The 24,398-nt window shown below is 69.4% G+C and carries 22 protein-coding genes; 5 read left to right on the top strand and 17 right to left on the bottom strand.

What is annotated here, in order from left to right:
• Positions 1 to 57: 57 nt before the first annotated feature.
• Positions 58 to 2,118 (bottom strand): DNA helicase RecQ, encoded by a 2,061-nt coding sequence (recQ, locus tag SSP29_RS06910; RefSeq protein ID WP_089099526.1) that lies wholly within the window; start codon positions 2,116 to 2,118, stop codon positions 58 to 60.
• Between the two features lie 267 nt (positions 2,119 to 2,385).
• Between recQ and SSP29_RS06915 the strand changes: the two genes are divergently transcribed.
• The gene (locus SSP29_RS06915) at positions 2,386 to 2,910 is read left to right on the top strand and encodes a hypothetical protein (RefSeq protein WP_089099527.1); all 525 of its coding nucleotides are present in this window, start codon (positions 2,386 to 2,388) and stop codon (positions 2,908 to 2,910) included.
• 122 nt (positions 2,911 to 3,032) lie between these two features.
• On the opposite strand, the gene nuoN is transcribed toward SSP29_RS06915, so the two are convergent.
• From nuoN to SSP29_RS06985, 14 genes are read right to left on the bottom strand one after another with little or no spacing between them, the layout of a single operon-like run.
• The gene (nuoN, locus tag SSP29_RS06920; protein WP_089099528.1) at positions 3,033 to 4,682 is read right to left on the bottom strand and encodes an NADH-quinone oxidoreductase subunit NuoN; all 1,650 of its coding nucleotides are present in this window, start codon (positions 4,680 to 4,682) and stop codon (positions 3,033 to 3,035) included.
• Positions 4,679 to 6,250 (bottom strand): NADH-quinone oxidoreductase subunit M, encoded by a 1,572-nt coding sequence (locus SSP29_RS06925; RefSeq protein ID WP_089099529.1) that lies wholly within the window; start codon positions 6,248 to 6,250, stop codon positions 4,679 to 4,681. The genes nuoN and SSP29_RS06925 overlap by 4 nt, the downstream gene beginning before the upstream one ends.
• 5 nt (positions 6,251 to 6,255) lie before the next feature.
• Complete coding sequence (nuoL, locus tag SSP29_RS06930) at positions 6,256 to 8,157, bottom strand: NADH-quinone oxidoreductase subunit L (RefSeq protein ID WP_089099530.1); 1,902 nt, start codon at positions 8,155 to 8,157, stop codon at positions 6,256 to 6,258.
• A gap of 15 nt (positions 8,158 to 8,172) precedes the next feature.
• Positions 8,173 to 8,472 carry an NADH-quinone oxidoreductase subunit NuoK gene (nuoK, locus tag SSP29_RS06935; protein ID WP_046726439.1) on the bottom strand — a complete coding sequence of 100 codons (300 nt, stop codon included), beginning with the start codon at positions 8,470 to 8,472 and terminating at the stop codon, positions 8,173 to 8,175.
• Positions 8,469 to 9,311, bottom strand: coding sequence for an NADH-quinone oxidoreductase subunit J (locus tag SSP29_RS06940; RefSeq protein ID WP_089099531.1), 843 nt, complete (start codon positions 9,309 to 9,311; stop codon positions 8,469 to 8,471). Before SSP29_RS06940 ends, nuoK begins: the two co-directional genes overlap by 4 nt.
• Positions 9,308 to 9,922 (bottom strand): NADH-quinone oxidoreductase subunit NuoI, encoded by a 615-nt coding sequence (nuoI, locus tag SSP29_RS06945; protein ID WP_089099532.1) that lies wholly within the window; start codon positions 9,920 to 9,922, stop codon positions 9,308 to 9,310. The genes SSP29_RS06940 and nuoI overlap by 4 nt, the downstream gene beginning before the upstream one ends.
• Positions 9,915 to 11,285 carry an NADH-quinone oxidoreductase subunit NuoH gene (gene nuoH / locus SSP29_RS06950; protein WP_089099533.1) on the bottom strand — a complete coding sequence of 457 codons (1,371 nt, stop codon included), beginning with the start codon at positions 11,283 to 11,285 and terminating at the stop codon, positions 9,915 to 9,917. The genes nuoI and nuoH overlap by 8 nt, the downstream gene beginning before the upstream one ends.
• On the bottom strand, positions 11,282 to 13,786 hold the full coding sequence (locus SSP29_RS06955; protein ID WP_089099534.1) for an NADH-quinone oxidoreductase subunit G: 2,505 nt from the start codon (positions 13,784 to 13,786) through the stop codon (positions 11,282 to 11,284). The genes nuoH and SSP29_RS06955 overlap by 4 nt, the downstream gene beginning before the upstream one ends.
• Entirely contained in the window at positions 13,783 to 15,132 is a 1,350-nt protein-coding gene (nuoF, locus tag SSP29_RS06960) for an NADH-quinone oxidoreductase subunit NuoF (RefSeq protein ID WP_089099535.1), read from the bottom strand. The genes SSP29_RS06955 and nuoF overlap by 4 nt, the downstream gene beginning before the upstream one ends.
• On the bottom strand, positions 15,129 to 15,899 hold the full coding sequence (gene nuoE / locus SSP29_RS06965; protein WP_150133678.1) for an NADH-quinone oxidoreductase subunit NuoE: 771 nt from the start codon (positions 15,897 to 15,899) through the stop codon (positions 15,129 to 15,131). Before nuoE ends, nuoF begins: the two co-directional genes overlap by 4 nt.
• Positions 15,896 to 17,218 carry an NADH-quinone oxidoreductase subunit D gene (locus tag SSP29_RS06970; RefSeq protein ID WP_089099537.1) on the bottom strand — a complete coding sequence of 441 codons (1,323 nt, stop codon included), beginning with the start codon at positions 17,216 to 17,218 and terminating at the stop codon, positions 15,896 to 15,898. Before SSP29_RS06970 ends, nuoE begins: the two co-directional genes overlap by 4 nt.
• Positions 17,215 to 17,958: an NADH-quinone oxidoreductase subunit C gene (locus tag SSP29_RS06975; RefSeq protein WP_089099538.1), complete on the bottom strand. Its 744-nt coding sequence runs from the start codon at positions 17,956 to 17,958 to the stop codon at positions 17,215 to 17,217. The genes SSP29_RS06970 and SSP29_RS06975 overlap by 4 nt, the downstream gene beginning before the upstream one ends.
• Positions 17,955 to 18,509: a NuoB/complex I 20 kDa subunit family protein gene (locus SSP29_RS06980; protein ID WP_058923874.1), complete on the bottom strand. Its 555-nt coding sequence runs from the start codon at positions 18,507 to 18,509 to the stop codon at positions 17,955 to 17,957. Before SSP29_RS06980 ends, SSP29_RS06975 begins: the two co-directional genes overlap by 4 nt.
• A 13-nt stretch (positions 18,510 to 18,522) precedes the next feature.
• Positions 18,523 to 18,882 (bottom strand): NADH-quinone oxidoreductase subunit A, encoded by a 360-nt coding sequence (locus SSP29_RS06985; protein WP_007383963.1) that lies wholly within the window; start codon positions 18,880 to 18,882, stop codon positions 18,523 to 18,525.
• A 745-nt stretch (positions 18,883 to 19,627) separates the two neighbouring features.
• On the opposite strand from SSP29_RS06985, the gene SSP29_RS06990 reads away from it, so the two are divergent.
• Together SSP29_RS06990 and def are read left to right on the top strand one after the other, a co-directional pair.
• Positions 19,628 to 20,443 carry a C40 family peptidase gene (locus tag SSP29_RS06990; protein ID WP_089099539.1) on the top strand — a complete coding sequence of 272 codons (816 nt, stop codon included), beginning with the start codon at positions 19,628 to 19,630 and terminating at the stop codon, positions 20,441 to 20,443.
• A gap of 260 nt (positions 20,444 to 20,703) precedes the next feature.
• Complete coding sequence (gene def, locus SSP29_RS06995) at positions 20,704 to 21,330, top strand: peptide deformylase (protein WP_089099540.1); 627 nt, start codon at positions 20,704 to 20,706, stop codon at positions 21,328 to 21,330.
• A 9-nt stretch (positions 21,331 to 21,339) separates the two neighbouring features.
• Here def and SSP29_RS07000 read toward each other — a convergent pair whose 3' ends face one another.
• Complete coding sequence (locus SSP29_RS07000; protein WP_089099541.1) at positions 21,340 to 22,623, bottom strand: geranylgeranyl reductase family protein; 1,284 nt, start codon at positions 22,621 to 22,623, stop codon at positions 21,340 to 21,342.
• 98 nt (positions 22,624 to 22,721) lie between these two features.
• Here SSP29_RS07000 and SSP29_RS07005 point away from each other — a divergent pair, with 98 nt between their 5' ends.
• Complete coding sequence (locus SSP29_RS07005; protein ID WP_089099542.1) at positions 22,722 to 23,258, top strand: GNAT family N-acetyltransferase; 537 nt, start codon at positions 22,722 to 22,724, stop codon at positions 23,256 to 23,258.
• A 110-nt stretch (positions 23,259 to 23,368) separates the two neighbouring features.
• A complete protein-coding gene (locus tag SSP29_RS07010; RefSeq protein WP_275539746.1) occupies positions 23,369 to 23,677 on the top strand; it encodes a PASTA domain-containing protein in 309 nt (102 codons plus the stop codon).
• A 15-nt stretch (positions 23,678 to 23,692) separates the two neighbouring features.
• Here the strand turns inward: SSP29_RS07010 and SSP29_RS07015 are convergent, their stop codons facing one another.
• A complete protein-coding gene (locus tag SSP29_RS07015; RefSeq protein WP_089099844.1) occupies positions 23,693 to 24,388 on the bottom strand; it encodes a demethylmenaquinone methyltransferase in 696 nt (231 codons plus the stop codon).
• Positions 24,389 to 24,398 lie beyond the last annotated feature (10 nt).

The raw sequence follows: 24,398 nt of genomic DNA on the forward strand, positions 1-24,398 counted from the left end.
GACGCTTCGGCCGGATCGGCGAGGGGGCGGTGAGCGGCTCCCCCGCCGCCGCGGGCCCTACATCCAGTCCTCCGGTTCCGGCTCCGCGTCCATCTCGGGCCAGTAGTCCTCGTCCCTGCTCTGCGGCGCCGCCGAAGCCGGGGCGGGTGAAGCCGAGGCGGACGGAGCCGGGGCGGGCGGAGCCGAGGCGGGCGCCGTCTTCAGGGCGGCCAGCGCTCCGAGTACGCCCTCTCCGTACGTCATGAGCTTCTTCTCGCCGACGCCGCCGACGGTGGCGAGTTCGGCGATGGACTCGGGCCACCGGCTGACGATCTCCCGCAGGGTGGCGTCGTGGAAGATCACGTAGGCGGGTACGCCCTGTTCGCGGGCCTGCTCGGCACGCCAGGCGCGCAGGGCCTCGAAGGCGGGGAGCAGTTCCTCGGGCAGCTCTGCCACGGCCGCCTTCGCCTTGCTCTTGCCGGAGGAGGAACCGGAGCCCCCGGCCGACCGTGAGACCGCCGGCTTCTTCGGCTCCTTCCGCAGCGGGACCTCCCGCTCGCGCCGCAGTACCGTCCCGCTGGCCTCGGTGAGCACCAGGGTGCCGTACTCGCCCTCGACGGCGAGCAGCCCCTGGGCGAGCAGCTGCCGGACGACGCCCCGCCATTCGCCCTCGTCGAGGTCGGTGCCGATACCGAAGACGGACAGCTGGTCGTGGTCGAACTGTATGACCTTGGCCGTGCGCTTGCCGAGCAGGATGTCGACGATCTGGACGGCGCCGAACTTCTGCCCGCGTTCGCGCTGGAGCCGGACCACGGTGGAGAGGACCTTCTGGGCGGCGACGGTGCCGTCCCAGGTCTCGGGCGGGGTGAGGCAGGTGTCGCAGTTGCCGCAGCCCGCCGGGTCGGGGTCCTGGCCGAAGTAGTTCAGGAGCTGCCCGCGGCGGCACTGGGCGCTCTCGCACAGGGCGAGCATGGAGTCGAGGTGGGCCTGGGCGCGGCGGCGGAAGGCCTCGTCCCCGTCGCCGGACTGGATGAGTTTGCGCTGCTGTATGACGTCGTTGAGGCCGTAGGCCATCCAGGCGGTGGAGGGCAGGCTGTCGCGGCCGGCGCGGCCGGTCTCCTGGTAGTAGCCCTCGACGGATTTGGGCAGGTCGAGGTGGGCGACGAAGCGGACGTCGGGTTTGTCGATGCCCATGCCGAAGGCGATGGTGGCGACGACGACCAGGCCGTCCTCGCGCAGGAAGCGGGACTGGTGGGCGGCGCGGGTGCCCGCGTCGAGGCCGGCGTGGTAGGGGACGGCGTCGATACCGTTGCGGGTCAGGAATTCGGCCGTGGACTCGACGGACTTGCGGGACAGGCAGTAGACGATGCCCGCGTCGCCCTCGTGTTCCTGGCGGAGGAAGGTGAGGAGCTGTTTCTTGGGGTCGGCCTTGGGGACGATCCGGTACTGGATGTTGGGCCGGTCGAAGCTGGCCACGAAGTGCCGGGCGGCCGGCATGTGCAGCCGCTGGGTGATCTCCTCGTGGGTGGCGTGGGTGGCGGTGGCCGTGAGCGCGATGCGCGGGACGTCGGGCCAGCGCTCGCCGAGGAGGGACAGGGCGAGGTAGTCGGGCCGGAAGTCGTGGCCCCACTGGGAGACGCAGTGCGCCTCGTCGATGGCGAAGACGGCGATCTTGCCGCGGGTGAACAGGTCGAGTGTGGAGTCCAGTCGGAGCCGCTCGGGGGCGAGGTAGAGCAGGTCGAGTTCGCCCGCGAGGAACTGGGCCTCTACTACGCGCCGCTCGTCGAAATCCTGGGTGGAGTTGATGAACCCGGCGTTGACGCCGAGGGCGCGCAGGGCGTCCACCTGGTCCTGCATGAGGGCGATGAGCGGTGAGACCACGATGCCCGTACCGGGTCTGACCAGGGCGGGGATCTGGTAACAGAGTGATTTTCCGCCGCCGGTCGGCATGAGGACGACGGCGTCGCCACCCGCCACCACATGCTCGATGATCGCTTGCTGCTCGCCCCGGAAGGCGTCGTACCCGAAGACCCGGTGCAGCGTGGCCAGTGCCTCGCTGTCCGTCGGTCCGGGCGTCTGTTGCGCCCCTGGGGTCTCGGTCGTCCCTGGCATCTCGTCGGTTCCGCCCGTCCCGCCCATCGTCGTGTCCCCCGTACGTCGTCCGTCGACCACTGCCACCACGATAGGGGTCCGGACCGACAGCGCCGGAGTTATCCACAGGCTGGCCGCCCGGAAGGGGTGCGGGCGCGGGGTTCCCCCGTCCGGCGGTGCCCTCAGCCCTTTGGCGGTCTTCGCGTGGCGACCCGGAAGCGGCGCGGGCCATGCTGCACGGGCGGGACCGGGGGAGGCCCGCGTCGTACGGAGGCGTCGCAATCGCGTGCCTCTTCCGCCCCAAGGAGCATCAGGATGTCTCTCAGGTCCCGCACTGCCGGTGCCGCTCTGGCGCTTGCCGTGCCGTTCGCTCTGGCCGCGGTGCCCGCCGACGCGGATCCCGTCCCCGATCCCGACCCGTTCGTGTGGACGGATCTGACCCCGACGTACACGGCGACGGCGGACTACCAGTACGAGCCGTTCGCGGTCACGGACGGGTACGCCCGGTCCGACACCTGCGACAAGGACACCCGGAACGGCCAGGGAGGCGCGGGCTACCACTACGTCAGGACCGCCGGCCTCGGCAGTCTGGACCCGGCCGAGCCCGCGGGTCTCCTCTACGAGACCGATGCCGGCGGCGGCCGTGCCCTGGTCGCGGTGGAGTGGATCGTACGGGCGGGCAGCGGGACCGCCGCGCCGACGCTGTTCGGGCAGCCGTTCCAGGGGCCGACGACGGTTCCGGGTGTCATGGGGCCCGTGTACACGCTGCGCGCCTGGATCTGGAAGGACAATCCGAGCGGTCTGTTCGCGCCGTGGAACCCGACGGTGACGTGCCCGTAGCCCTACCCGCCGTATCCGCCGTGCCGGTGTGCCGATGTGCCGGTAGCGCCTTGCCGCGTACGCACGCGTGGACCCCGGCTCCTCCGCGGGAACCGGGGTCCATGGCCGTACGGGACGGCGGGTCAGCGCACGAACACTCCCGCCTGGCTCGCCAGGTTCAGGAAGTACTGCGGTGCCACGCCGAGCACCAGGGTGACCGCCACGCCGACGCCGATCGCCGCCATGGTGAGCGGTGACGGCACCGCGACCGTCGGGCCCTCGGGCCTCGGCTCGCTGAAGAACATCAGCACGATCACGCGGATGTAGAAGAACGCGGCGATCGCCGACGAGATCACACCGATCACGACCAGCGGGACCGCCCCGCCCTCCGCCGCCGCCTTGAAGACGGCGAACTTCCCGGCGAAGCCGGAAGTGAGCGGGATACCGGCGAAGGCCAGCAGGAACACGGCGAAGACGGCTGCCACGAGGGGTGAGCGGCGGCCGAGCCCCGCCCACTTGGACAGGTGGGTCGCCTCGCCGCCCGCGTCGCGCACCAGGGTGACCACGGCAAACGCTCCGATGGTCACGAAGGAGTACGCGGCCAGGTAGAAGAGGACCGACGACACGCCGTCCTTCGACGTCGCGATGACACCTGCGAGGATGAATCCGGCGTGCGCGATCGACGAGTACGCGAGGAGCCGCTTGATGTCGGTCTGGGTGATCGCGACGATCGCGCCGCCCAGCATGGTGATGATCGCGACGCCCCACATGACCGGCCGCCAGTCCCAGCGCATGCCGGGCAGGACCACGTACAGCAGACGCAGCAGCGCACCGAACGCGGCGACCTTGGTGGCGGCCGCCATGAAACCGGTCACCGGGGTGGGCGCGCCCTGGTAGACGTCGGGTGTCCACATGTGGAAGGGGACGGCTCCGACCTTGAAGAGCAGGCCCATGACGACCATCGCGGCGCCGATGAGGAGCAGCGCGTCGTTGCCCATGGTGTCGGCGAGGGCCGGGTCGACGCTGGTGACGGTGCCGTCGACGACCTGGGCGATGGTGGCGTACGACACCGAGCCGGCGTAGCCGTAGAGCAGGGCGATGCCGAACAGGGTGAACGCGGAGGCGAAGGCGCCGAGCAGGAAGTACTTGACGGCGGCTTCCTGCGACATGAGGCGCTTGCGGCGGGCCAGGGCGCACAGCAGGTAGAGCGGGAGGGAGAAGACCTCCAGGGCCACGAAGAGTGTCAGCAGGTCGTTGGCCGAGGGGAACACCAGCATGCCGGCGACGGCGAAGAGCAGGAGCGGGAAGACCTCGGTGGTGGTGAAGCCGGCCTTCACCGCGGCCTGCTCGCTGTCGCTGCCGGGCACGGAGGCGGCCTGGGCGGCGAAGGAGTCGACGCGGTTGCCGTGGGCCTCGGGGTCGAGGCGGCGTTCGGCGAAGGTGAACAGACCGACGAGGCCGGCCAGCAGGATCGTTCCCTGGAGGAACAGGGAGGGCCCGTCGACGGCGATGGCGCCCATGGCGGCGATGTGCGCCTTGGTGGTGCCGTATCCGTCGGCGGCCAGGGCGACGACCGCCGCGAAGGCGGCGCACAGGGCCACGGCGGAGACGAACACCTGGGCGTAGTAGCGGGACTTGCGCGGGACGAACGCCTCGACCAGCACCCCGACGACGGCCGCGCCGACGACGATCAGGGTGGGCGACAGCTGTCCGTATTCGATCTTCGGTGCCGGGATCTTGGAGATCGGCTCGGCCGCGGTTGTCCACAGGCTGTGGACGGCTGCTGTGCTCACTTGGCCGCCTCCACTGCGGGCTTGGGGTCGGTCTTGTGTACGTCCGACATGGTCTGCTTGACCGCCGGGTTGACGATGTCCGTGACGGGCTTCGGATAGACGCCCAGGAAGATCAGCAGGACGATCAGCGGGGTGACCACGAGGAGTTCGCGCGCCTTCAGGTCGGGCATTGCGGCGACCGCCGGTTTCACCGGGCCCGTCATCGTCCGCTGGTAGAGGACGAGGGTGTAGAGCGCGGCGAGGACGATGCCGAAGGTGGCGATGATCCCGATCGCCGGGTAGCGCGTGAACGTGCCGACCAGGACCAGGAACTCGCTCACGAAGGGGGCGAGGCCGGGCAGGGAGAGCGTGGCCAGGCCGCCGATCAGGAAGGTGCCGGCGAGGACCGGGGCGACCTTCTGCACACCGCCGTAGTCGGCGATGAGCCGGGAGCCGCGCCGGGAGATCAGGAAGCCGGCGACCAGCATCAGCGCGGCGGTGGAGATGCCGTGGTTGACCATGTAGAGGGTGGCGCCGGACTGGCCCTGGCTGGTCATGGCGAAGATGCCCAGGATGATGAACCCGAAGTGCGAGATGGACGCGTAGGCGACCAGCCGCTTGATGTCGCGCTGTCCGACGGCGAGCAGTGCGCCGTAGATGATGCTGATCAGCGCGAGGACCAGGATGGTGGGTGTCGCCCACTTCGACGCCTCGGGGAAGAGCTGGAGGCAGAAGCGGAGCATCGCGAACGTGCCCACCTTGTCGACGACCGCGGTGATGAGGACGGCGACGGGGGCGGTGGACTCCTGCATGGCGTTGGGCAGCCAGGTGTGCAGCGGCCACAGCGGGGCCTTCACCGCGAAGGCGAAGAAGAAGCCGAGGAACAGCCAGCGTTCGGTGCTGGTCGCCATGTGCAGGGTGCCGTTCGCGCGGGCCTGCGCGATCTCGGCGAGGGAGAAGTTCCCGGAGACCGTGTACAGGCCGATCACCGCGGCCAGCATGATCAGGCCGCCGACCAGGTTGTAGAGGAGGAACTTCACGGCGGCGTACGACCGTTGCGTGGACGCCGCTTCCTCGCCCTGTGCGTGGGCGCGGTCCCCGAAGCCGCCGATGAGGAAGTACATCGGGATGAGCATGGCTTCGAAGAAGATGTAGAAGAGGAAGACGTCGGTGGCCTCGAAGGAGATGATCACCATCGCCTCGACGGCCAGGATCAGGGCGAAGAAGCCCTGCGTGGGCCGCCACCGCTTGCTGCCGGTCTCCAGCGGGTCGGCGTCGTTCCAGCCGGCCAGGATGATGAACGGCATCAGCAGGGCGGTCAGGGCGAGCAGGGCGACCGCGATGCCGTCGACGCCCAGTTCGTAGCGGACGCCGAAGTCACTGATCCAGGCGTGCGATTCGGTGAGCTGGTAGCGGGCGCCGCCGGGGTCGAAGCGGACCATGACGACGATCGCCAGGACGAGCGTGGCGAGCGAGACCAGCAGCGCGAGCCATTTGGCGGCGGTGCGCCGGGCGGCCGGTACGGCGGCCGTGGCGACCGCGCCGACGGCCGGGAGGACCGCCGTCGCTGTCAGCAGAGGAAAGGACATCGGTATCAGACCGCCCTCATCAGCAGGGTCGCGGCGACCAGGAGGGCAGCGCCGCCGAACATCGAGACCGCGTACGAGCGCGCGTAGCCGTTCTGGAGCTTGCGCAGTCGGCCGGAGAGCCCGCCGAAGCCCGCCGCCGTGCCGTTGACGACGCCGTCAACCAGGGTGTGGTCGACATATACAAGGGAGCGGGTGAGGTGTTCGCCGCCGCGGACCAGGACGACGTGGTTGAAGTCGTCCTGGAGGAGGTCGCGGCGGGCCGCGCGGGTGAGCAGCGAACCGCGCGGGGCGACGGCGGGGACGGGGCGGCGGCCGTACTGCAGGTAGGCGATGCCTACGCCGATGACCAGGCAGACCATGGTGGCGCCGGTGACGACGCCCGCGCTGATCGGGGAGTCGCCCTCGCTGTGGCCGGTGATCGGCTCCAGCCAGTGCAGGAAGCGGTCGCCGATGCTGAAGAAGCCACCGGCGAAGACCGAGCCGATCGCCAGGACGATCATCGGGATGGTCATGACCTTCGGGGACTCGTGCGGGTGCGGCTCGTGGCCGTGCTCGTCGGGCTGCCAGCGCTTCTCGCCGAAGAACGTCATCAGCATCACGCGCGTCATGTAGAACGCGGTGATGGCCGCGCCGACCAGGGCGCAGGTGCCGAGGATCCAGCCCTCGGTGCCGCCCTTGGCGAACGCCGCCTCGATGATCTTGTCCTTGGAGAAGAAGCCGGACAGTCCCGGGAAGCCGATGATGGCGAGGTAGCCGAGGCCGAAGGTGATGAAGGTGACCGGCATGTACTTGCGCAGGCCGCCGAACTTGCGCATGTCGACCTCGTCGTTCATGCCGTGCATGACCGAGCCGGCGCCGAGGAACAGCCCGGCCTTGAAGAAGCCGTGCGTCACCAGGTGCATGATCGCGAAGACGTAGCCGATCGGGCCGAGGCCGGCGGCGAGCACCATGTAGCCGATCTGCGACATGGTCGAGCCGGCGAGGGCCTTCTTGATGTCGTCCTTCGCACAACCGACGATCGCACCGAAGAGGAGGGTGACGGCGCCGACGACGGTGACGACGAGCTGGGCGTCGGGGGCCGCGTTGAAGATCGCTCCGGAGCGGACGATCAGGTAGACGCCCGCGGTCACCATGGTCGCCGCGTGGATGAGGGCGGAGACCGGGGTGGGGCCTTCCATGGCATCCCCGAGCCAGGACTGCAGCGGCACCTGGGCGGACTTGCCGCAGGCGGCGAGCAGCAGCAGCAGGCCGATCGCGGTGAGCCTGCCCTCGGAGGCGTCGGTCACGTGGCTGAGGACCGGGCCGAAGGCGAAGGTGCCGAACGTCGTGAACATCAGCATGATCGCGATCGACAGGCCCATGTCGCCGACGCGGTTGACGAGGAAGGCCTTCTTGGCTGCCGTCGCCGCGCTGGGCTTGTGCTGCCAGAAGCCGATCAGCAGGTACGAGGCGAGGCCGACGCCCTCCCAGCCGACGTACAGCAGCAGGTAGTTGTCGGCGAGGACGAGCAGCAGCATCGCCGCTAGGAACAGGTTGAGGTAGCCGAAGAAGCGGCGGCGGCGCTCGTCGTGCTCCATGTACCCGACCGAGTACAGGTGGATGAGCGAGCCGACGCCGGTGATCAGCAGGACGAACGTCATCGACAGCTGGTCGAGGCGGAAGGTGACGTCCGCCTGGAAGCCGGCCACCGGGACCCAGGTGTACAGGTGCTGCATCAGGGTGCGGTCGTCGGCGTTCCTGCCGAGCAGGTCGGCGAAGAGGATCACGCCGAACACGAAGGACGTCGTCGACAGGATGGTGCCGATCCAGTGTCCTGCTGCGTCCAGGCGGCGGCCGCCGACCAGGAGGACGGCCGCTCCGAGCAGGGGCGCCGCGATCAGCAGCGCAATCAGGTTCTCTGCGTTCATACGGTCCAGCGCCCCTTACAGCTTCATCAGGCTGGCGTCGTCGACCGAGGCCGAGTGGCGGGTACGGAACAGCGACACGATGATCGCGAGCCCGACCACGACCTCCGCGGCGGCGACGACCATCGTGAAGAAGGCGATGATCTGGCCGTCGAGATTGCCGTGCATCCGGGAGAAGACGACGAACGCGAGGTTGCAGGCATTCAGCATCAGCTCGATGCACATGAAGACGACGATCGCGTTCCGTCTGATCAGCACACCGGTGGCGCCGATCGTGAACAACAGGGCGGCGAGGTAGAGGTAGTAGACGGGGTTCACTTCGACGCCTCCTCGCTGCGCTTGAAGTGCGCGGGCTCGACCGGGGTCCGCTCCAGCCGCTCCTCGGAGCGCTGTTCCAGGGCCTTCAGGTCGCCCAGCGCCTCCGCGGACACGTCACGGACCTGGCCGCGGTCGCGGAGCGTCTTGCTGACGGTGAGCTCGGACGGGGTGCCGTCCGGGAGCAGGCCGGCGATGTCCACGGCGTTGTGCCGGGCGTAGACGCCGGGGGCGGGCAGCGGCGGCAGGTGCTTGCCGTCGCGGACGCGCTGCTCGGACTGCTCGCGCTGGGTCTTGGGGCGCTCGGTGCGCTCCCGGTGGGTGAGCACCATGGCGCCGACGGCGGCGGTGATGAGCAGGGCGCCGGTGATTTCGAAGGCGAAGACGTACTTGGTGAAGATGAGGGCGGCGAGGCCCTCCACGTTGCCGTTGGCGTTGGCCTGGCCGGTGCCTGCGAAGTTCTTCAGGGAGGCGTTGGCGATGCCCGCGAGGAGCAGGACGCCGAAGCCGACCCCGCAGAGCACGGCCAGCCAGCGCTGGCCCTTGATGGTCTCCTGCAGGGAGTCGGCGGCGGTCACGCCGACCAGCATCACCACGAAGAGGAACAGCATCATGATCGCGCCGGTGTAGACGACGATCTGCACGATGCCGAGGAAGTAGGCGCCGTTGGCGAGGTAGAACACCGCCAGGACGATCATGGTTCCGGCGAGCGACAACGCGCTGTGCACGGCCTTCTTCATGAAGACGGTGGACAGGGCGCCGATCACCGCGACGGTGCCGAGAACCCAGAACTGGAAGGCCTCGCCGGTGGAGGTGGCGTAGGCGGCGAGCTGCGGGCTCATGCCTCCACCCCCTGGTCCTGGTCCTGGTCCTCGGGCTTCTCGCCCTTGGAGACGGCCACCTGGCGTACGGTCCCGGGCGCGGCCTCGGTGACCAGACCCCGGTAGTAGTCCTGTTCGTCGGTCCCCGGGAAGATCGAGTGCGGGGTGTCGACCATGCCCTCCTCCAGACCGGCGAGCAGTTGCTCCTTGGTGTAGATGAGGTTGGCGCGGCTGGTGTCGGCCAGTTCGAACTCGTTGGTCATCGTCAGCGCGCGCGTGGGGCACGCCTCGATGCACAGGCCGCACAGGATGCAGCGGGCGTAGTTGATCTGGTAGACGCGGCCGTAGCGCTCGCCCGGCGAGTAGCGCTCCTCGTCGGTGTTGTCGGCGCCCTCCACGTAGATGGCGTCGGCGGGGCAGGCCCAGGCGCACAGCTCGCAGCCGACGCACTTCTCCAGGCCGTCCGGATGGCGGTTGAGCTGGTGCCGTCCGTGGAACCGCGGAGCCGTGGTCTTCTTCTGCTCCGGGTACTGCTCGGTCAGCCGCTTCTTGAACATGGCCTTGAAGGTCACGCCGAAGCCGGCCACGGGGTTCTGGAAACCGGGCTTGGTCTCCTTGGGCTCCTCAGCCATCGGACGCCTCCTTTCCATCCGTAGATCCGTCACTCACAGTGTCGGTCCCGCCACTGACAATCAGCTCCCGCTCCCGGCGGGGGCTGCGCCGGGGCACCGGCGGCAGTTCCTGTCCGGGCAGCGGCGGTACGGGGAAGCCGCCCGCCATCGGGTCGAACGCGGTCGGCCCGGCGGCCGGCTGCGGGGCTTCCTTGCCCTTGTCGCGGAAGATGTCGACGACGAAGGACAGGAGCAGCAGGGCGAGGACTCCGCCGCCGACGTAGAGGGCGATGTCGGCGAAGCCGTAGTTCTGGTTGCGCAGGGTCCGGACGGTCGCGACGAGCATCAGCCAGACGACGGAGACCGGGATGAGGACCTTCCAGCCGAGCTTCATCAGCTGGTCGTAGCGCACGCGCGGGAGTGTGCCGCGCACCCAGACGAAGCCGAACAGCAGCAGTACGACCTTGGCGACGAACCAGAGCATCGGCCACCAGCCGTGGTTGGCGCCCGCCCAGACGGTGCTGATCGGCCACGGGGCCCGCCAGCCGCCGAGGAACAGGGTGGTCGACACGGCCGAGACCGTCACCATGTTGACGTACTCGGCGAGCATGAACATCGCGAACTTGATCGACGAGTACTCGGTGTTGAAGCCGCCGACCAGGTCGCCCTCGGACTCCGGCATGTCGAAGGGGGCCCGGTTGGTCTCGCCGATCATGGTGACGACGTAGATGATGAACGAGACCGGCAGCAGCAGGATGTACCAGCGGCCCTGCTGCTGGTCGACGATCGTGGACGTCGACATCGACCCGGAGTACAGGAACACGGAGGCGAACGCGGCGCCCATGGCGATCTCGTAGGAGATCATCTGGGCGCAGGAGCGCAGACCGCCGAGGAGCGGGTAGGTGGAGCCGGAGCTCCAGCCGGCGAGAACGATGCCGTAGATGCCGACGGAGGCGACCGCGAGGATGTAGAGCATCGCGATCGGCAGGTCGGTGAGCTGCATCGTGGTGCGGTGGCCGAAGATGGAGATCTCGTTGTCGGCCGGGCCGAACGGGATGACCGCGATGGCCATGAACGCCGGGATCGCCGCGACGATCGGCGCAAGGATGTAGACGGCCTTGTCCGCGCGTTTGACGACGACGTCTTCCTTGAGCATCAGCTTGATGCCGTCGGCGAGCGACTGGAGCATGCCCCAGGGGCCGTGCCGGTTGGGGCCGACGCGCAGCTGCATCCAGGCGACGACCTTGCGCTCCATGACGATGGAGATCAGCACGGTCACCATCAGGAAGGCGAAGCAGAAGACCGCCTTGAGGACGACCAGCCACCAGGGGTCGCGGCCGAACATGGAGAGGTCTTCAGCGGCGAGGTACGGGTACGGGCTCATGCCTCCACCTCCTTGGGAGCCTCGCCGGCGGTGGCCGCCGGGCCGATGCGGACGAGGGAGCCTGGCAGCGCCCCGGTGTCGGAGGCGACGCCGCCGCCGACCGAGTTCAGCGGGAGCCACACCACGCGGTCGGGCATCTCGGTGATACGGAGCGGGAGTTCGACGGTGCCGGAGCCTCCGGTGACAGCGAGGAGGCCGCCGTTCTCGACGCCCGCCTCGGCGGCGGTCGCGGCGGACACGCGCGCGTGTGCGGCGTGCCGGGTGCCTGCCAGTGCCTCGTCGCCCTCCTGGAGGACACCCTGGTCGAGGAGGAGCCGGTGCCCGGCGAGCACGGCCTCCCCGGCCGCGGGCCTGGGCAGCGATACCGCCGACTCCAGCGGGTCGGAGGCCTTGGTTCCGTCCCAGGCGCCGAGCCGGTCCAGCTCCGCCCGCGCGGTGCGCAGGTCGGGCAGGCCCAGGTGGACGTCCATGGCGTCGGCGAGCATCTGCAGCACGCGCGCGTCGGTGGGCGGGAGCCGGCGGGTCATCTGCTCGGGCTTGAGGGCGGCCTCGAAGAGACGCGCCCGGCCTTCCCAGTTGAGGAAGGTGCCGGCCTTCTCGGCGACCGCGGCGACCGGCAGGACGACGTCGGCGTGCTCGGTGACCTCGCTGGGCCGCAGCTCCAGCGAGACCAGGAAGCCGACGGCTTCGAGTGCCGCACGCGCGCGTGCCGGGTCGGGCAGGTCGGCGACCTCGACGCCGGCGACCAGCAGGGCGGAGAGTTCGCCGCGGGCGGCGGCCTCGGCGATCTGGCCGGTGTCGCGGCCGTAGCGCAGCGGGAGTTCGGAGACGCCCCAGGCGGCGGCGACCTCCTCACGCGCGCGTGGGTCGGTGGCCGGACGGCCGCCCGGCAGCAGCGAGGGCAGCGCACCGGCCTCGACCGCGCCGCGCTCACCGGCCCGGCGCGGGATCCACACCAGCTGGGCGCCGGTGGCGGTGGCGGCCCGTACGGCGGCGGTGAGCCCGCCGGCGACCGACGCCAGCCGCTCGCCTACGACGATCACCGCGCCGTCGGTGCGCAGCGCCTCGGCGGCCCGGGAGCCGGGCTCCTCCAGGCCGACGCCGCTCGCGAGGGCGTCCAGCCACTCGGTCTCGGTGCCGGGCGCGGCCGGCAGCAGCGTGCCGCCGGCCTTCTCCAGCCCGCGCGTGGGGTACGTGGCGAGGGAGAACACCTGCTGCTTGTGCTTGCGCCAGGCCTTGCGCAGCCGCAGGAAGACGCCGGGTGCCTCCTCCTCCGACTCGAACCCGACCAGCAGGACGGCGGGCGCCTTCTCCAGGGAGGTGTAGGTGACGCCCGTACCGTCGAGGTCGCGGCCGCGCCCGGCGACCCGGGCGGCCAGGAAGTCGGCTTCCTCGCCGCTGTGCACGCGCGCGCGGAAGTCGATGTCGTTGGTGTCGAGGGCCACGCGCGCGAACTTGCTGTACGCGTAGGCGTCCTCGACGGTGAGCCGGCCGCCGGTGAGGACGCCGGCCCGGGAGCGGGCGGCGGCCAGGCCCTGCGCGGCCGCTTCGAGGGCCTCCGGCCAGGAGGCGGGTTCGAGCACGCCCAGGGAGTTGCGGACCAGCGGGGTCTCCAGGCGGTCCTTCTGCTGCGTGTACCGGAACGCGAAGCGTCCCTTGTCGCAGATCCACTCCTCGTTGACCTCGGGGTCGTTGGCGGCGAGCCGCCGCATGACCTTACCGCGCCGGTGGTCGGTGCGGGTGGCACAGCCGCCGGAGCAGTGCTCGCACACGGACGGCGAGGAGATCAGGTCGAAGGGCCGGGAGCGGAAGCGATACGCCGCCGAGGTCAGCGCGCCCACCGGGCAGATCTGGATGGTGTTCCCGGAGAAGTACGACTCGAACGGGTCGCCCTCGCCGGTGCCGACCTGCTGGAGCGCGCCGCGTTCCAGGAGCTCGATCATCGGGTCGCCGGCGACCTGGTCGGAGAACCGGGTGCAGCGGGCGCACAGCACGCACCGCTCGCGGTCGAGGAGCACCTGGGTGGAGATCGGGACCGGCTTCTCGTAGGTGCGCTTGCGGCCGTCGAAGCGGGACTCGGCGTTGCCGTGCGACATCGCCTGGTTCTGCAGCGGGCACTCGCCGCCCTTGTCGCAGACCGGGCAGTCCAGCGGGTGGTTGATGAGCAGCAGCTCCATCACCCCGTGCTGGGCCTTCTCGGCCACGGGCGAGGTGAGGTGAGTCTTCACCACCATGCCGTCCGTACAGGTGATCGTGCAGGAGGCCATGGGCTTGCGCTGGCCCTCGACCTCGACGATGCACTGGCGGCAGGCGCCGGCCGGGTCCAGCAGGGGGTGGTCGCAGAAGCGCGGGATCTCGATGCCGAGCTGTTCGGCGGCGCGGATGACAAGGGTGCCCTTGGGCACGCTGATCTCGATGCCGTCGATCGTCAGCGTGACGAGGTCCTGCGGCGGGACCGCCGCCGTTCCCCCCGAGGAGGGGGAACTCGTGGTCACGGTCATGCGTTCACCTCCGGGCGGTCCGCCCAGGCCGTCGACTTGGCCGGGTCGAAGGGGCAGCCCCGGCCCGTGATGTGCTGTTCGTACTCCTCGCGGAAGTACTTCAGCGAGGAGAAGATCGGGGACGCTGCGCCGTCGCCGAGGGCGCAGAAGGACTTGCCGTTGATGTTGTCGGCGATGTCGTTCAGCTTGTCGAGGTCGGACATCACGCCCTTGCCCGCCTCGATGTCACGCAGCAGCTGCACCAGCCAGTAGGTGCCTTCGCGGCAGGGAGTGCACTTGCCGCAGGACTCGTGGGCGTAGAACTCGGTCCAGCGGGTGACGGCGCGCACCACGCAGGTGGTCTCGTCGAAGCACTGGAGTGCTTTCGTGCCGAGCATGGAACCCGCGGCGCCCACTCCTTCGTAGTCGAGGGGGACGTCCAGGTGCTCGTCGGTGAACATGGGTGTCGAGGAGCCACCCGGGGTCCAGAACTTCAGGCGGTGGCCGGTGCGCATCCCGCCGCTCATGTCGAGGAGCTGGCGCAGGGTGATGCCGAGCGGTGCCTCGTACTGGCCGGGGCTCGCCACATGGCCGCTGAGGGAGTAGAGCGTGAAGCCGGGCGACTTCTCGCTCCCCATCGACCTGAACCATTCCTTGCCCTTGTGGAGGATGGCGGGAACCGAGGCGATGGACTCGACGTTGTTCACAACAGTCGGGCAGGCATAGAGCCCTTCGACGGCAGGGAAGGGGGGACGGAGCCGCGGTTGGCCGCGGCGGCCTTCGAGCGAGTCGAGCAGTGCGGTCTCCTCACCGCAGATGTACGCGCCGGCGCCGGCGTGCACGGTGAGGGTGAGGTCGAGTCCGCTGCCGAGGATGTTCTCGCCGAGGTAGCCGGCCGCGTAGGCCTCGCGCACGGCCTCGTGCAGCCGCCGCAGGACGGGGACGACTTCACCACGCAGATAGATGAAGGCATGAGACGACCGGATGGCGTAGCACGCGATCACGATGCCCTCGATGAGGCTGTGCGGGTTGGCGAAGAGGAGCGGGATGTCCTTGCAGGTCCCGGGCTCCGATTCGTCGGCGTTGACAACTAGATAGTGCGGTTTGCCGTCTCCCTGCGGAATGAACTGCCACTTCATCCCGGTGGGGAATCCCGCGCCGCCGCGGCCGCGCAGTCCGGACTCCTTGACGTAGGCGATCAGGTCGTCCGGTGACATCGCGAGCGCCTTGCGGAGCCCCTCGTATCCCTCGTGCCTTCGGTAGACGTCCAGGCTCCAGGAGCGGTCCTCGTCCCAGAAGGCCGACAGCACGGGTGCGAGCAGCTTCTCGGGGCTGGTGTCCTTCAGTTCGGATGCCACCGTCATCACTCCCCCTCCTCTGCGGGCGGTGCTTCCTGGGATCCCTGGGCACGCGGATGGACCACGCGCGCGGGTGCGGTCTCGCCCTTGGCCAGGCGGAGGCCCACCAGTGAGGCGGGTCCCGCGCTGCCGCCCTCCTCGACGGCCCCGGGGCGCTCGTCGGGGAAACCGGCCAGGATCCGGGCGGTCTCCTTGAAGGTGCACAGCCGGGCACCGCGCGTGGGCTCGACGTCCCGGCCCGCGCGCAGGTCGTCGACCAGGCGTGTGGCGCTGGCCGGGGTCTGGTTGTCGAAGAACTCCCAGTTGACCATCACGACCGGCGCGAAGTCGCAGGCCGCGTTGCACTCGATGTGTTCCAGGGTGACCTTGCCGTCGCCGGTGGTCTCGCCGTTGCCGACGCCGAGGTGTTCCTGGAGGGTCTCGAAGATCGCGTCGCCGCCCATGACCGCGCACAGCGTGTTGGTGCAGACGCCCACCTGGTAGTCGCCGGAGGGCTTACGCCGGTACATGGTGTAGAAGGTGGCGACGGCGGTGACCTCGGCCGTGGTCAGCTCCAGGACGTCCGCGCAGAAGTGCATCCCGGTGCGCGTGACATGGCCCTCCTCCGCCTGCACCAGATGCAGCAGCGGCAGCAGGGCGGACCGGGAGTCGGGGTAGCGGGCGATGATGTCGCGCGCGTCCGTCTCCAGGCGGGCCCGGACGTCGTCCGGGTACGCGGGCGCGGGCAGCTCGGGCATGCCCAGGCTGATACCGCGCTCCGAAGAAGAGGTGGTCACCGGTCGACGCCTCCCATCACGGGGTCGATGGACGCGACGGCGACGATGACGTCGGCGACCTGGCCGCCCTCGCACATCGCCGCCATGGCCTGCAGGTTGGTGAAGGACGGGTCGCGGAAGTGGACCCGGTAGGGGCGGGTGCCGCCGTCGGACACGGCGTGCACACCGAGTTCGCCCTTGGGTGACTCGACGGCCACGTAGGCCTGCCCGGGCGGGACCCGGAAGCCCTCGGTGACCAGCTTGAAGTGGTGGATCAGGGCCTCCATGGAGGTGCCCATGATCTTCTTGATGTGGTCGAGGGAGTTGCCGAGTCCGTCCGGCCCGAGGGCCAGCTGGGCGGGCCAGGCGATCTTCTTGTCGGCGACCATGACCGGTCCGGGCTGGAGCCGGTCCAGGCACTGCTCGACGATCCCGAGCGACTGGCGCATCTCCTCCAGGCGGACCAGGAAGCGGCCGTAGGCGTCGCAGGTGTCGGCGGTCGGGATCTCGAAGTCGTACGTCTCGTAGCCGCAGTACGGCTGTGCCTTGCGCAGGTCGTGGGGCAGACCGGCGGAGCGCAGGATCGGGCCGGTGGCGCCGAGGGCCATGCAGCCGGCCAGGTCGAGGTAGCCGATGTCCTGCATGCGGGCCTTGAAGATGGGGTTCCCCGTGGCGAGCTTGTCGTACTCCGGGAGGTTCTTGCGCATCTTCTTCACGAACTCGCGGATCTGGTCGACCGCGCCGGGCGGCAGATCCTGGGCGAGGCCGCCGGGGCGGATGTACGCGTGGTTCATCCGCAGGCCGGTGATGAGCTCGTAGAGATCGAGAATCATTTCACGATCACGGAAGCCGTAGATCATGATCGTGGTGGCGCCGAGTTCCATGCCGCCGGTGGCGATGCACACCAGGTGGGAGGAGAGCCGGTTCAGCTCCATCAGGAGCACCCGGATGATCTTGGCGCGCTCGGTGATCTGGTCCTCGATGCCGAGGAGCTTCTCGACGGCGAGGCAGTAGGCGGTCTCGTTGAAGAAGGACGTCAGGTAGTCCATGCGCGTCACGAACGTGGTGCCCTGCGTCCACGTGCGGAACTCGAGGTTCTTCTCGATGCCGGTGTGGAGGTAGCCGATGCCGCAGCGGGCCTCGGTGACCGTCTCGCCGTCGATCTCCAGGATGAGGCGGAGCACCCCATGGGTGGACGGATGCTGGGGACCCATGTTGACGACGATGCGTTCGTCGTCGGCGCGGGCCGCGGACTGGACGATCTCGTCCCAGTCGCCGCCGGTGACCGTATATACGGTTCCCTCGGTGGTCTCCCGCGGAGTTGCGTGCTGCGTGCTCATGAGTACGACCTCCGCTGGTCCGGAGCCGGGATCTGGGCGCCCTTGTACTCGACGGGGATGCCGCCGAGGGGGTAGTCCTTGCGCTGCGGATGGCCCTGCCAGTCGTCCGGCATCATGATCCGCGTCAGGGCCGGGTGACCGTCGAAGACGATCCCGAAGAAGTCGTAGGTCTCGCGCTCGTGCCAGTCGTTGGTCGGATAGACGGAGACCAGGGACGGGATGTGCGGGTCGGCGTCCGGGGCGCTGACCTCCAGGCGGATCAGCCGGTTGTGGGTGATCGAGCGCAGGTGGTAGACGGCGTGCAGCTCGCGGCCCTTGTCGTGCAGGTAGTGGACGCCGCTGACGCCGGTGCACAGCTCGAAGCGCAGGGCCGGGTCGTCGCGCAGGGTGCGGGCGACGCGCGGCAGGTGCTCGCGTTCGATGTGGAAGGTGAGCTCGCCGCGGTCGACGACCGTCTTCTCGATGGCGTTCTCGGGGAGGAGGCCCTGTTCCTCCAGCGCGCCCTCCAGCTCGTCGGCGACCTCGTCGAACCAGCCGCCGTAAGGGCGGGCCGCAGGTCCCGGGAGGCGGACCGAGCGGACCAGGCCGCCGTAGCCCGAGGTGTCGCCGCCGTTGTTCGCGCCGAACATGCCGCGCTGGACGCGGATCTCCTCACCGCCCTGGCCGCGCTGGCCGGGGAGGTTGTCGGTGCCGAGGTCCTTCTCCGGGTTGACCCCGTTGTGGCCGTTCACGTCGCTCACCGCAGCAGCCCCTTCATCTCGATCGTGGGCAGGGCCTTGAGCGCCGCCTCCTCCGCCTCCCGGGCCGCTTCCTTCGCGTTGACGCCGAGCTTGGAGGTCTGGATCTTGTGGTGGAGCTTGAGGATCGCGTCCATCAGCATCTCGGGGCGCGGCGGGCAGCCGGGCAGGTAGATGTCGACGGGGACGATGTGGTCGACGCCCTGGACGATCGCGTAGTTGTTGAACATGCCGCCCGAGGACGCACAGACGCCCATGGAGATCACCCACTTGGGGTTGGGCATCTGGTCGTAGACCTGCCTGAGCACCGGCGCCATCTTCTGGCTGACCCGGCCGGCGACGATCATGAGGTCGGCCTGGCGGGGTGAGCCGCGGAAGACCTCCATGCCGAAGCGGGCCAGGTCGTAGCGGCCGGCGCCGGTGGTCATCATCTCGATGGCACAGCAGGCGAGGCCGAAGGTGGCGGGGAAGACGGACGCCTTGCGCACCCAGCCCGCGGCCTGCTCGACGGTGGTCAGCAGGAATCCGCTCGGCAGCTTTTCTTCGAGTCCCATGTCTAAAGGCCCCTCAGTCCCATTCCAGGCCGCCGCGCCGCCAGACGTACGCGTAGGCGACGAAGACGGTGAGCACGAAGAGCAGCATCTCCACGAGCCCGAAAACACCCAGGGCGTCGAAGGTGACGGCCCAGGGGTAGAGGAAGACGATCTCGATGTCGAAGACGATGAAGAGCATCGCCGTCAGGTAGTACTTGATCGGGAAACGCCCGCCGCCGGCCGGCGTGGGGGTCGGCTCGATACCGCACTCGTAGGCTTCGAGCTTGGCGCGGTTGTACCGCTTCGGACCGATCAGCGTGGCCATGACCACGGAGAAGATCGCAAAGCCTGCCCCGAGGGCTCCCAGTACGAGGATGGGCGCATAGGCGTTCACCGCTCCTCGCTCCTCTCAGTCGGCACTGACTGGTGGCGGTTCGGATCGGGCTCCCCACCTGCCTCATCCGTCACGCGAACCCCGCGCGTCCCGGGCGAAGATCGCGAACATGTGAAGCAGGTCACAAGCCCAACTGCCTCGCATCTTATGCCCGCCGCTCTGTGATCTGCGACACGGGGTATTACACAAGCTTTGTGATCTCCACCACCTGACGATCGATCATGAAGTCGGATGAGTGGTGATCTTCGCACGCGAAGCGTTCAGCTGATCACCAGAAGTGACGATTTCGACCGTCGCCGCAGACGGGAGGGGGTTTCGAGCGGACGTCTCTATATCAAGAGGGTTCCGCTGCATGCAAATTCGCGATGGACGGGGCGCCTTGATAGTGAGCCGCATTCACACCTCAGGGGGACGCACGGGAGGCGATGTGGACGCGTGCACGCGTTCACGAACCCGGACGCGCGAGACGCACCCCTCCCGGTAACCGTTCCGTGACCTCCGCCACATTGATGAGAGGCGTCTGAGAACCGGGCTTGGCCAACCATCCGAACCGATGGTAAGTCGCGGGCAATTCGGACGTAACAGCGAAAGAGCGTGATCACGGGCTTGATCGCGAGCGTCCGCAATGTCCGTTACGGCGTCAATAAAGAAAGACATGCGAGGGATTCACCGTCTCGATTGAGCAACTGTGGCGCAGCACACGTTTCTTGAAGATATGAAGGAGCCCCTGATACCGGTTGTTCCCATGTCCCACACCGCTCACATACGCAGCCACCGGAAGCCCCGCCGCAGCGCGACGACAAACATCGCCGTGCGTGCCGGAGTTGCCAGTGGCGTCCTCGGCATGGCAGCGGCGGGCGCGGCCTCGGCGAGTGCCGCCGAACCCGTGACGCAGACGCTCGAACTGCCCACTCTGACGGCCGATCTGGCCACCCAGGTGGCTCAGTCCGCCGACGCCACGCAGCAGGCCGCGGCGAACTACACCCTCCAGGCCGAGCGCGACGCGGCCGCCACAAATGCCGCGAAGCAGGCCAAGGCGGACCTCGCCGAGGCGAAGCAGAAGGCCGAGGCCAAGAAGAAGAAGGCCGAGGAGGCCCGCAAAGCCGCCGCAGAGCGCGCCACCTCGCGCAGTGCCGAGCGGACCACCCTGAGCGCTTCCGCGAGCTCCAGCAGCTCCAGCAGCTCCACGAGCACGTCCACGGCGACCGGTTCGGCCGCCGCGGTGGTCGCCTTCGTGAAGGCGCAGATCGGTGACGCCTACGTCTCCGGCGGCACGGGCCCCAACTCGTGGGACTGCTCGGGCCTCGTCCAGGCCGCCTTCAAGTCCGTCGGCGTCAGCCTGCCGCGCGTCTCCCAGGACCAGTCCACGCAGGGCACCCAGGTCTCGCTGAGCAACCTCCAGGCCGGCGACATCCTCTACTGGGGCAGCGCCGGCAGCGCGTACCACGTGGCGGTGTACGTCGGCGACGGCATGTTCGTCGGCGCGCAGAACCCCTCCAGCGGCGTCGGTGAGCACCCGCTGTCGTACGACCCGCCGACCGGCGCGGTGCGGGTGCTCTGACAACCCGGGCAACAAGGACAACTCAGGCATCGCACAAGCACGGTAGGGCCGCAGCCGCTCGGGGGCAGCGGCCCTTCCGGCGTGCCCGCCCCGGCACGGATCACCCCTGTACCGGCCGCCCTTCTCCCGGTTGTCCACAAGCCGCAGGCCCTCGCGAGGGTTTTCCACAGGCCCGCCCGTGATCCGGTGACTCCTGGGATGCTCGATGCAGGCCGCCCGCACGAAGCGGCGGCTCCGAGATCCGAGAAGGAGACACTGCGATGCCACGCGTCTTCGTCCAGGGAAACCCCGTGGACTACTACCCCCGGCACGCCCCCGAGGCCCGGAGCGGTTCGGTGCGCCGGATCACCGAGACCGGCGAGGACGTCCTGCACAGGCCGTGCCGGGACGTCACCGAGTTCGGCCCCGACCTCGCCGCACTCATCGACGACATGTTCCTCACCATGTACATCGCCGACGGAGCCGGCCTCGCGGCCAACCAGGTCGGGATCGACCTGCGGCTGTTCGTGTACGACTGCCCCGATGACGATGGTGTCCGACATGTCGGGCACATCGTCAACCCCGTACTGGCGGCGCAGGACCCGGCCGGCCGACGACTGCTCGACGACAGCGAGGGGTGCCTGTCGGTGCCGGGTGCCGCGATGGACGTGCCGCGGCCGGACCGGGCGGTCGTGCACGGACAGGACAAGGACGGCAATCCGCTCACCCTTGAGGGAACGGGGTATTTCGCCCGCTGCCTGGCGCACGAGACCGACCATGTGAACGGGCGCGTGTATCTCGACCGGCTCTCCAAGCGGGAGCGGAAGGAAGCGCTGCGGCAGATGGCGGACCGGCGGGAGGACGTCTACGCCCGCCGGGCCGCCAACATCGAGGCGCTCACCTCGTAACGCGGGCGGTCACGCCTTCGGAGCTACCCTGCTCAGGCCGTTGATGATGCGGTCCATCGCGTCGCCGCCGGTGGGGTCGGTGAGGTTCGCCAGGAGCTTCAGGGTGAACTTCATCAGCAGCGGGTGGGTCAGGCCGCGCTGGGCCGCGATCTGCATGACCTTCGGGTTGCCGATGAGCTTCACGAAGGCGCGGCCCAGCGTGTAGTAGCCGCCGTAGGTGTCCTTGAGGACGCGCGGGTAGCGCTGGAGGGCGAGTTCGCGCCCGCTGGGCGTGGCCCGCGCGTGGGCCTGGACGATGACGTCGGCGGCGATCTGACCGGACTCCATGGCGTAGGCGATGCCCTCGCCGTTGAAGGGGTTCACCAGGCCGCCGGCGTCGCCGACGAGCAGCAGGCCGCGCGTGTAGTGGGGCTGGCGGTTGAAGGCCATGGGCAGGGCGGCGCCGCGGATCGGGCCGGTCATGTTCTCGGGGGTGTAGCCCCAGTCCTCGGGCATGGAGGCGCACCAGGCCTTGAGGACCTCGCGCCAGTCCAGCTCCTTGAAGGAGTCGGAGGTGTTCAGGACGCCCAGACCGACGTTGGAGGTGCCGTCGCCCATGCCGAAGATCCAGCCGTAGCCGGGCAGCAGGCGGTCCTGGGGGCCGCGGCGGTCCCAGAGTTCCAGCCAGGACTCCAGGTAGTCGTCCTCGTGACGGGGGGAGGTGAAGTAGGTCCGGACGGCGACGCCCATCGGGCGGTCCTCGCGGCGGTGCAGGCCCATCGCGAGGGAGAGCCGGGTGGAGTTGCCGTCGGCGGCCACGACCAGCGGCGCGTGGAAGGTGACTTCGCGCTTCTCCTCGCCGAGCTTGGCGTGCACGCCGGTGATCCGGCCGGTGCGCTCGTCGACGATCGGGGCGCCGACGTTGCAGCGCTCGAAGAGGCGGGCGCCCGCCTTCTGCGCCTGGCGGGCGAGCTGTTCGTCGAAGTCGTCGCGTTTGCGGACCAGGCCGTAGTCGGGGAAGGAGGCGAGATCCGGCCAGTCGAGCTGGAGGCGGGTGCCGCCGCCGATGATGCGCAGGCCCTTGTTGCGCAGCCAGCCGGCCTCCTCGGAGATGTCGATACCCATGGCGACCAGCTGCTTCACCGCGCGCGGGGTGAGTCCGTCGCCGCACACCTTCTCGCGCGGGAACTCGGTCTTCTCCAGCAGCAGCACGTCCAGACCGGACTTGGCGAGGTGGTACGCCGTCGTGGAGCCGGCTGGCCCCGCGCCGACGACGATGACATCGGCGGTGTTTTCGGAGAGGGGCTCGGTCACGGCAGGGTCTCCCCAAGGCTCGAAATCGCGTGCCGACCGGCACTGGACATGGGCAGTCTATTCAGCGGTACTGATCACCCGGCTGAAGGGCTGCCCCTGTGAACCGAGCTCTCCCCGCGGTACGGCTGCGTGTACCCACGCACGAGGACGCGTTCGCCTGGCATCGGGTCTTCGACGACCCGGAGGTCATGGAGTTCCACGGCGGCAGGTCCGCCGAGCTGTCCGTCTACGAGGAGCTCACCGCTCGCCAGCGCCGGCACGACGCGGAGCTCGGCTTCTGCCTGTGGACGATGACCGACGAGGCCGGGCGGGTCATCGGCTTCACGGGCGCCCAGCCGTGGGCGCCGGACTGGGGACCCAGGGGCGAGATCGAGATCGGCTGGCGGCTCGGGAGGGCCCACTGGGGCAAGGGGTACGTGACGGCGGCGGCGCACATGACGCTGGGGCGGCTGCGGGCGGCGGGCGTGCCGAAGGTGGTGGCGATGGTGCGGCCGGGGAACGAGCGGTCCGTCGCCGTCACCCGGCGCCTCGGCATGGATCTCGCGGAGACGTTCCCGCACCCGCGGCTCCCGGAGGAGGCGCTCTGCTTCCGGCTCGACCTGCGGGGCGGCACCATGATTGACTACACAGAGTAACGATCTGTTACAGAAAGACACTTAGCGCTTCCGGACGCCATATGCCGGGGGTTACCCTTCCAGTACCGCTGGGGGTGACATCTGTGCATATAACACCCAAAACACCCGAAGTGCGCGTGCCACGGCTGGTCGGGCTGATGGCCGTGGACGCGCGCGAGACCGCCCGGGCGAGGGGCCTGTTCCTCAACGCGCCGGACCGGCCGGACTTCCATCTCACGGTCGTCGACTACGTCGTACGCCAGTTCCCGCAGCCCGGTGCCGAGGTGCCGCAGGACTCGATGGTGTACGTGTGGTTCGACTTCGGTGAGGGCGAGGGCGGCGGGGGCGTGCGCGAGCCACGCATCCCACGGCCACCGACGGGCGGGCTGCAACGGGAGCTGGACCGGCCCGGGGACGCCTTCGAGGTGAGCAGCCTGTGAGTCCCTGGTCGGGGCTCAGGCCTCCTTGAAGCCCCGGTGCAGGGCGACGATCCCGCCGGTGAGGTTGCGCCAGGCCACCTTCGACCAGCCCGCCGCACGCAGCCGGCCGGCCAGCGCGGGCTGGTCGGGCCAGGCACGGATGGACTCGGCGAGGTAGACGTAGGCGTCCGGGTTGGAGGAGACCGCGCGGGCGACCGGCGGCAGCGCGCGCATCAGGTACTCGGTGTAGACGGTCCGGAACGGCGCCCAGGTCGGGTGCGAGAACTCGCAGATCACGACCCGGCCGCCGGGCCGCGTCACCCGGTACATCTCGCGCAGGGCCGCGTCGGTGTCCTGGACGTTGCGCAGCCCGAAGGAGATCGTCACGGCGTCGAAGGTGTCGTCCCCGAACGGCAGCCGGGTGGCGTCCCCCGCGGTGAAGGGCATCCAGGCGTTGCGCCGCTTGCCGACCTGGAGCATGCCCAGGGAGAAGTCACAGGGCACGACGTAGGCGCCGGCCCGGACGAACGGCTGGGAGGAGGTGCCCGTGCCGGCCGCCAGGTCCAGGATCTTCTGCGCGGGGCGCGCGTCGACCGCCTTGGCGACCTCCTTCCGCCACTGCCGGTCCTGGCCCAGCGACAGCACGTCGTTGGTCAGGTCGTACCGTTCCGCCACGTCGTCGAACATCGAGGCGACTTCGTGCGGCTGCTTGTTCAGGGAAGCGCGGGTCACGCTCGCCATT

The organism is Streptomyces hyaluromycini, from assembly GCF_002217755.1.
Taxonomy (GTDB): domain Bacteria; phylum Actinomycetota; class Actinomycetes; order Streptomycetales; family Streptomycetaceae; genus Streptomyces; species Streptomyces hyaluromycini.

What these genes read in the sequence shown, in the direction of transcription:
- recQ (WP_089099526.1), bottom strand. Translation starts at nt 2,118, where the DNA reads ATGGGCGGGACGGGCGGAACCGACGAGATGCCAGGGACGACCGAGACC.
- SSP29_RS06915 (WP_089099527.1), top strand. Translation starts at nt 2,386, where the DNA reads ATGTCTCTCAGGTCCCGCACTGCCGGTGCCGCTCTGGCGCTTGCCGTG.
- SSP29_RS06925 (WP_089099529.1), bottom strand. Translation starts at nt 6,250, where the DNA reads ATGTCCTTTCCTCTGCTGACAGCGACGGCGGTCCTCCCGGCCGTCGGC.
- nuoL (WP_089099530.1), bottom strand. Translation starts at nt 8,157, where the DNA reads ATGAACGCAGAGAACCTGATTGCGCTGCTGATCGCGGCGCCCCTGCTC.
- SSP29_RS06940 (WP_089099531.1), bottom strand. Translation starts at nt 9,311, where the DNA reads ATGAGCCCGCAGCTCGCCGCCTACGCCACCTCCACCGGCGAGGCCTTC.
- nuoI (WP_089099532.1), bottom strand. Translation starts at nt 9,922, where the DNA reads ATGGCTGAGGAGCCCAAGGAGACCAAGCCCGGTTTCCAGAACCCCGTG.
- nuoH (WP_089099533.1), bottom strand. Translation starts at nt 11,285, where the DNA reads ATGAGCCCGTACCCGTACCTCGCCGCTGAAGACCTCTCCATGTTCGGC.
- SSP29_RS06955 (WP_089099534.1), bottom strand. Translation starts at nt 13,786, where the DNA reads ATGACCGTGACCACGAGTTCCCCCTCCTCGGGGGGAACGGCGGCGGTC.
- SSP29_RS06970 (WP_089099537.1), bottom strand. Translation starts at nt 17,218, where the DNA reads ATGAGCACGCAGCACGCAACTCCGCGGGAGACCACCGAGGGAACCGTA.
- SSP29_RS06980 (WP_058923874.1), bottom strand. Translation starts at nt 18,509, where the DNA reads ATGGGACTCGAAGAAAAGCTGCCGAGCGGATTCCTGCTGACCACCGTC.
- SSP29_RS06990 (WP_089099539.1), top strand. Translation starts at nt 19,628, where the DNA reads ATGTCCCACACCGCTCACATACGCAGCCACCGGAAGCCCCGCCGCAGC.
- def (WP_089099540.1), top strand. Translation starts at nt 20,704, where the DNA reads ATGCCACGCGTCTTCGTCCAGGGAAACCCCGTGGACTACTACCCCCGG.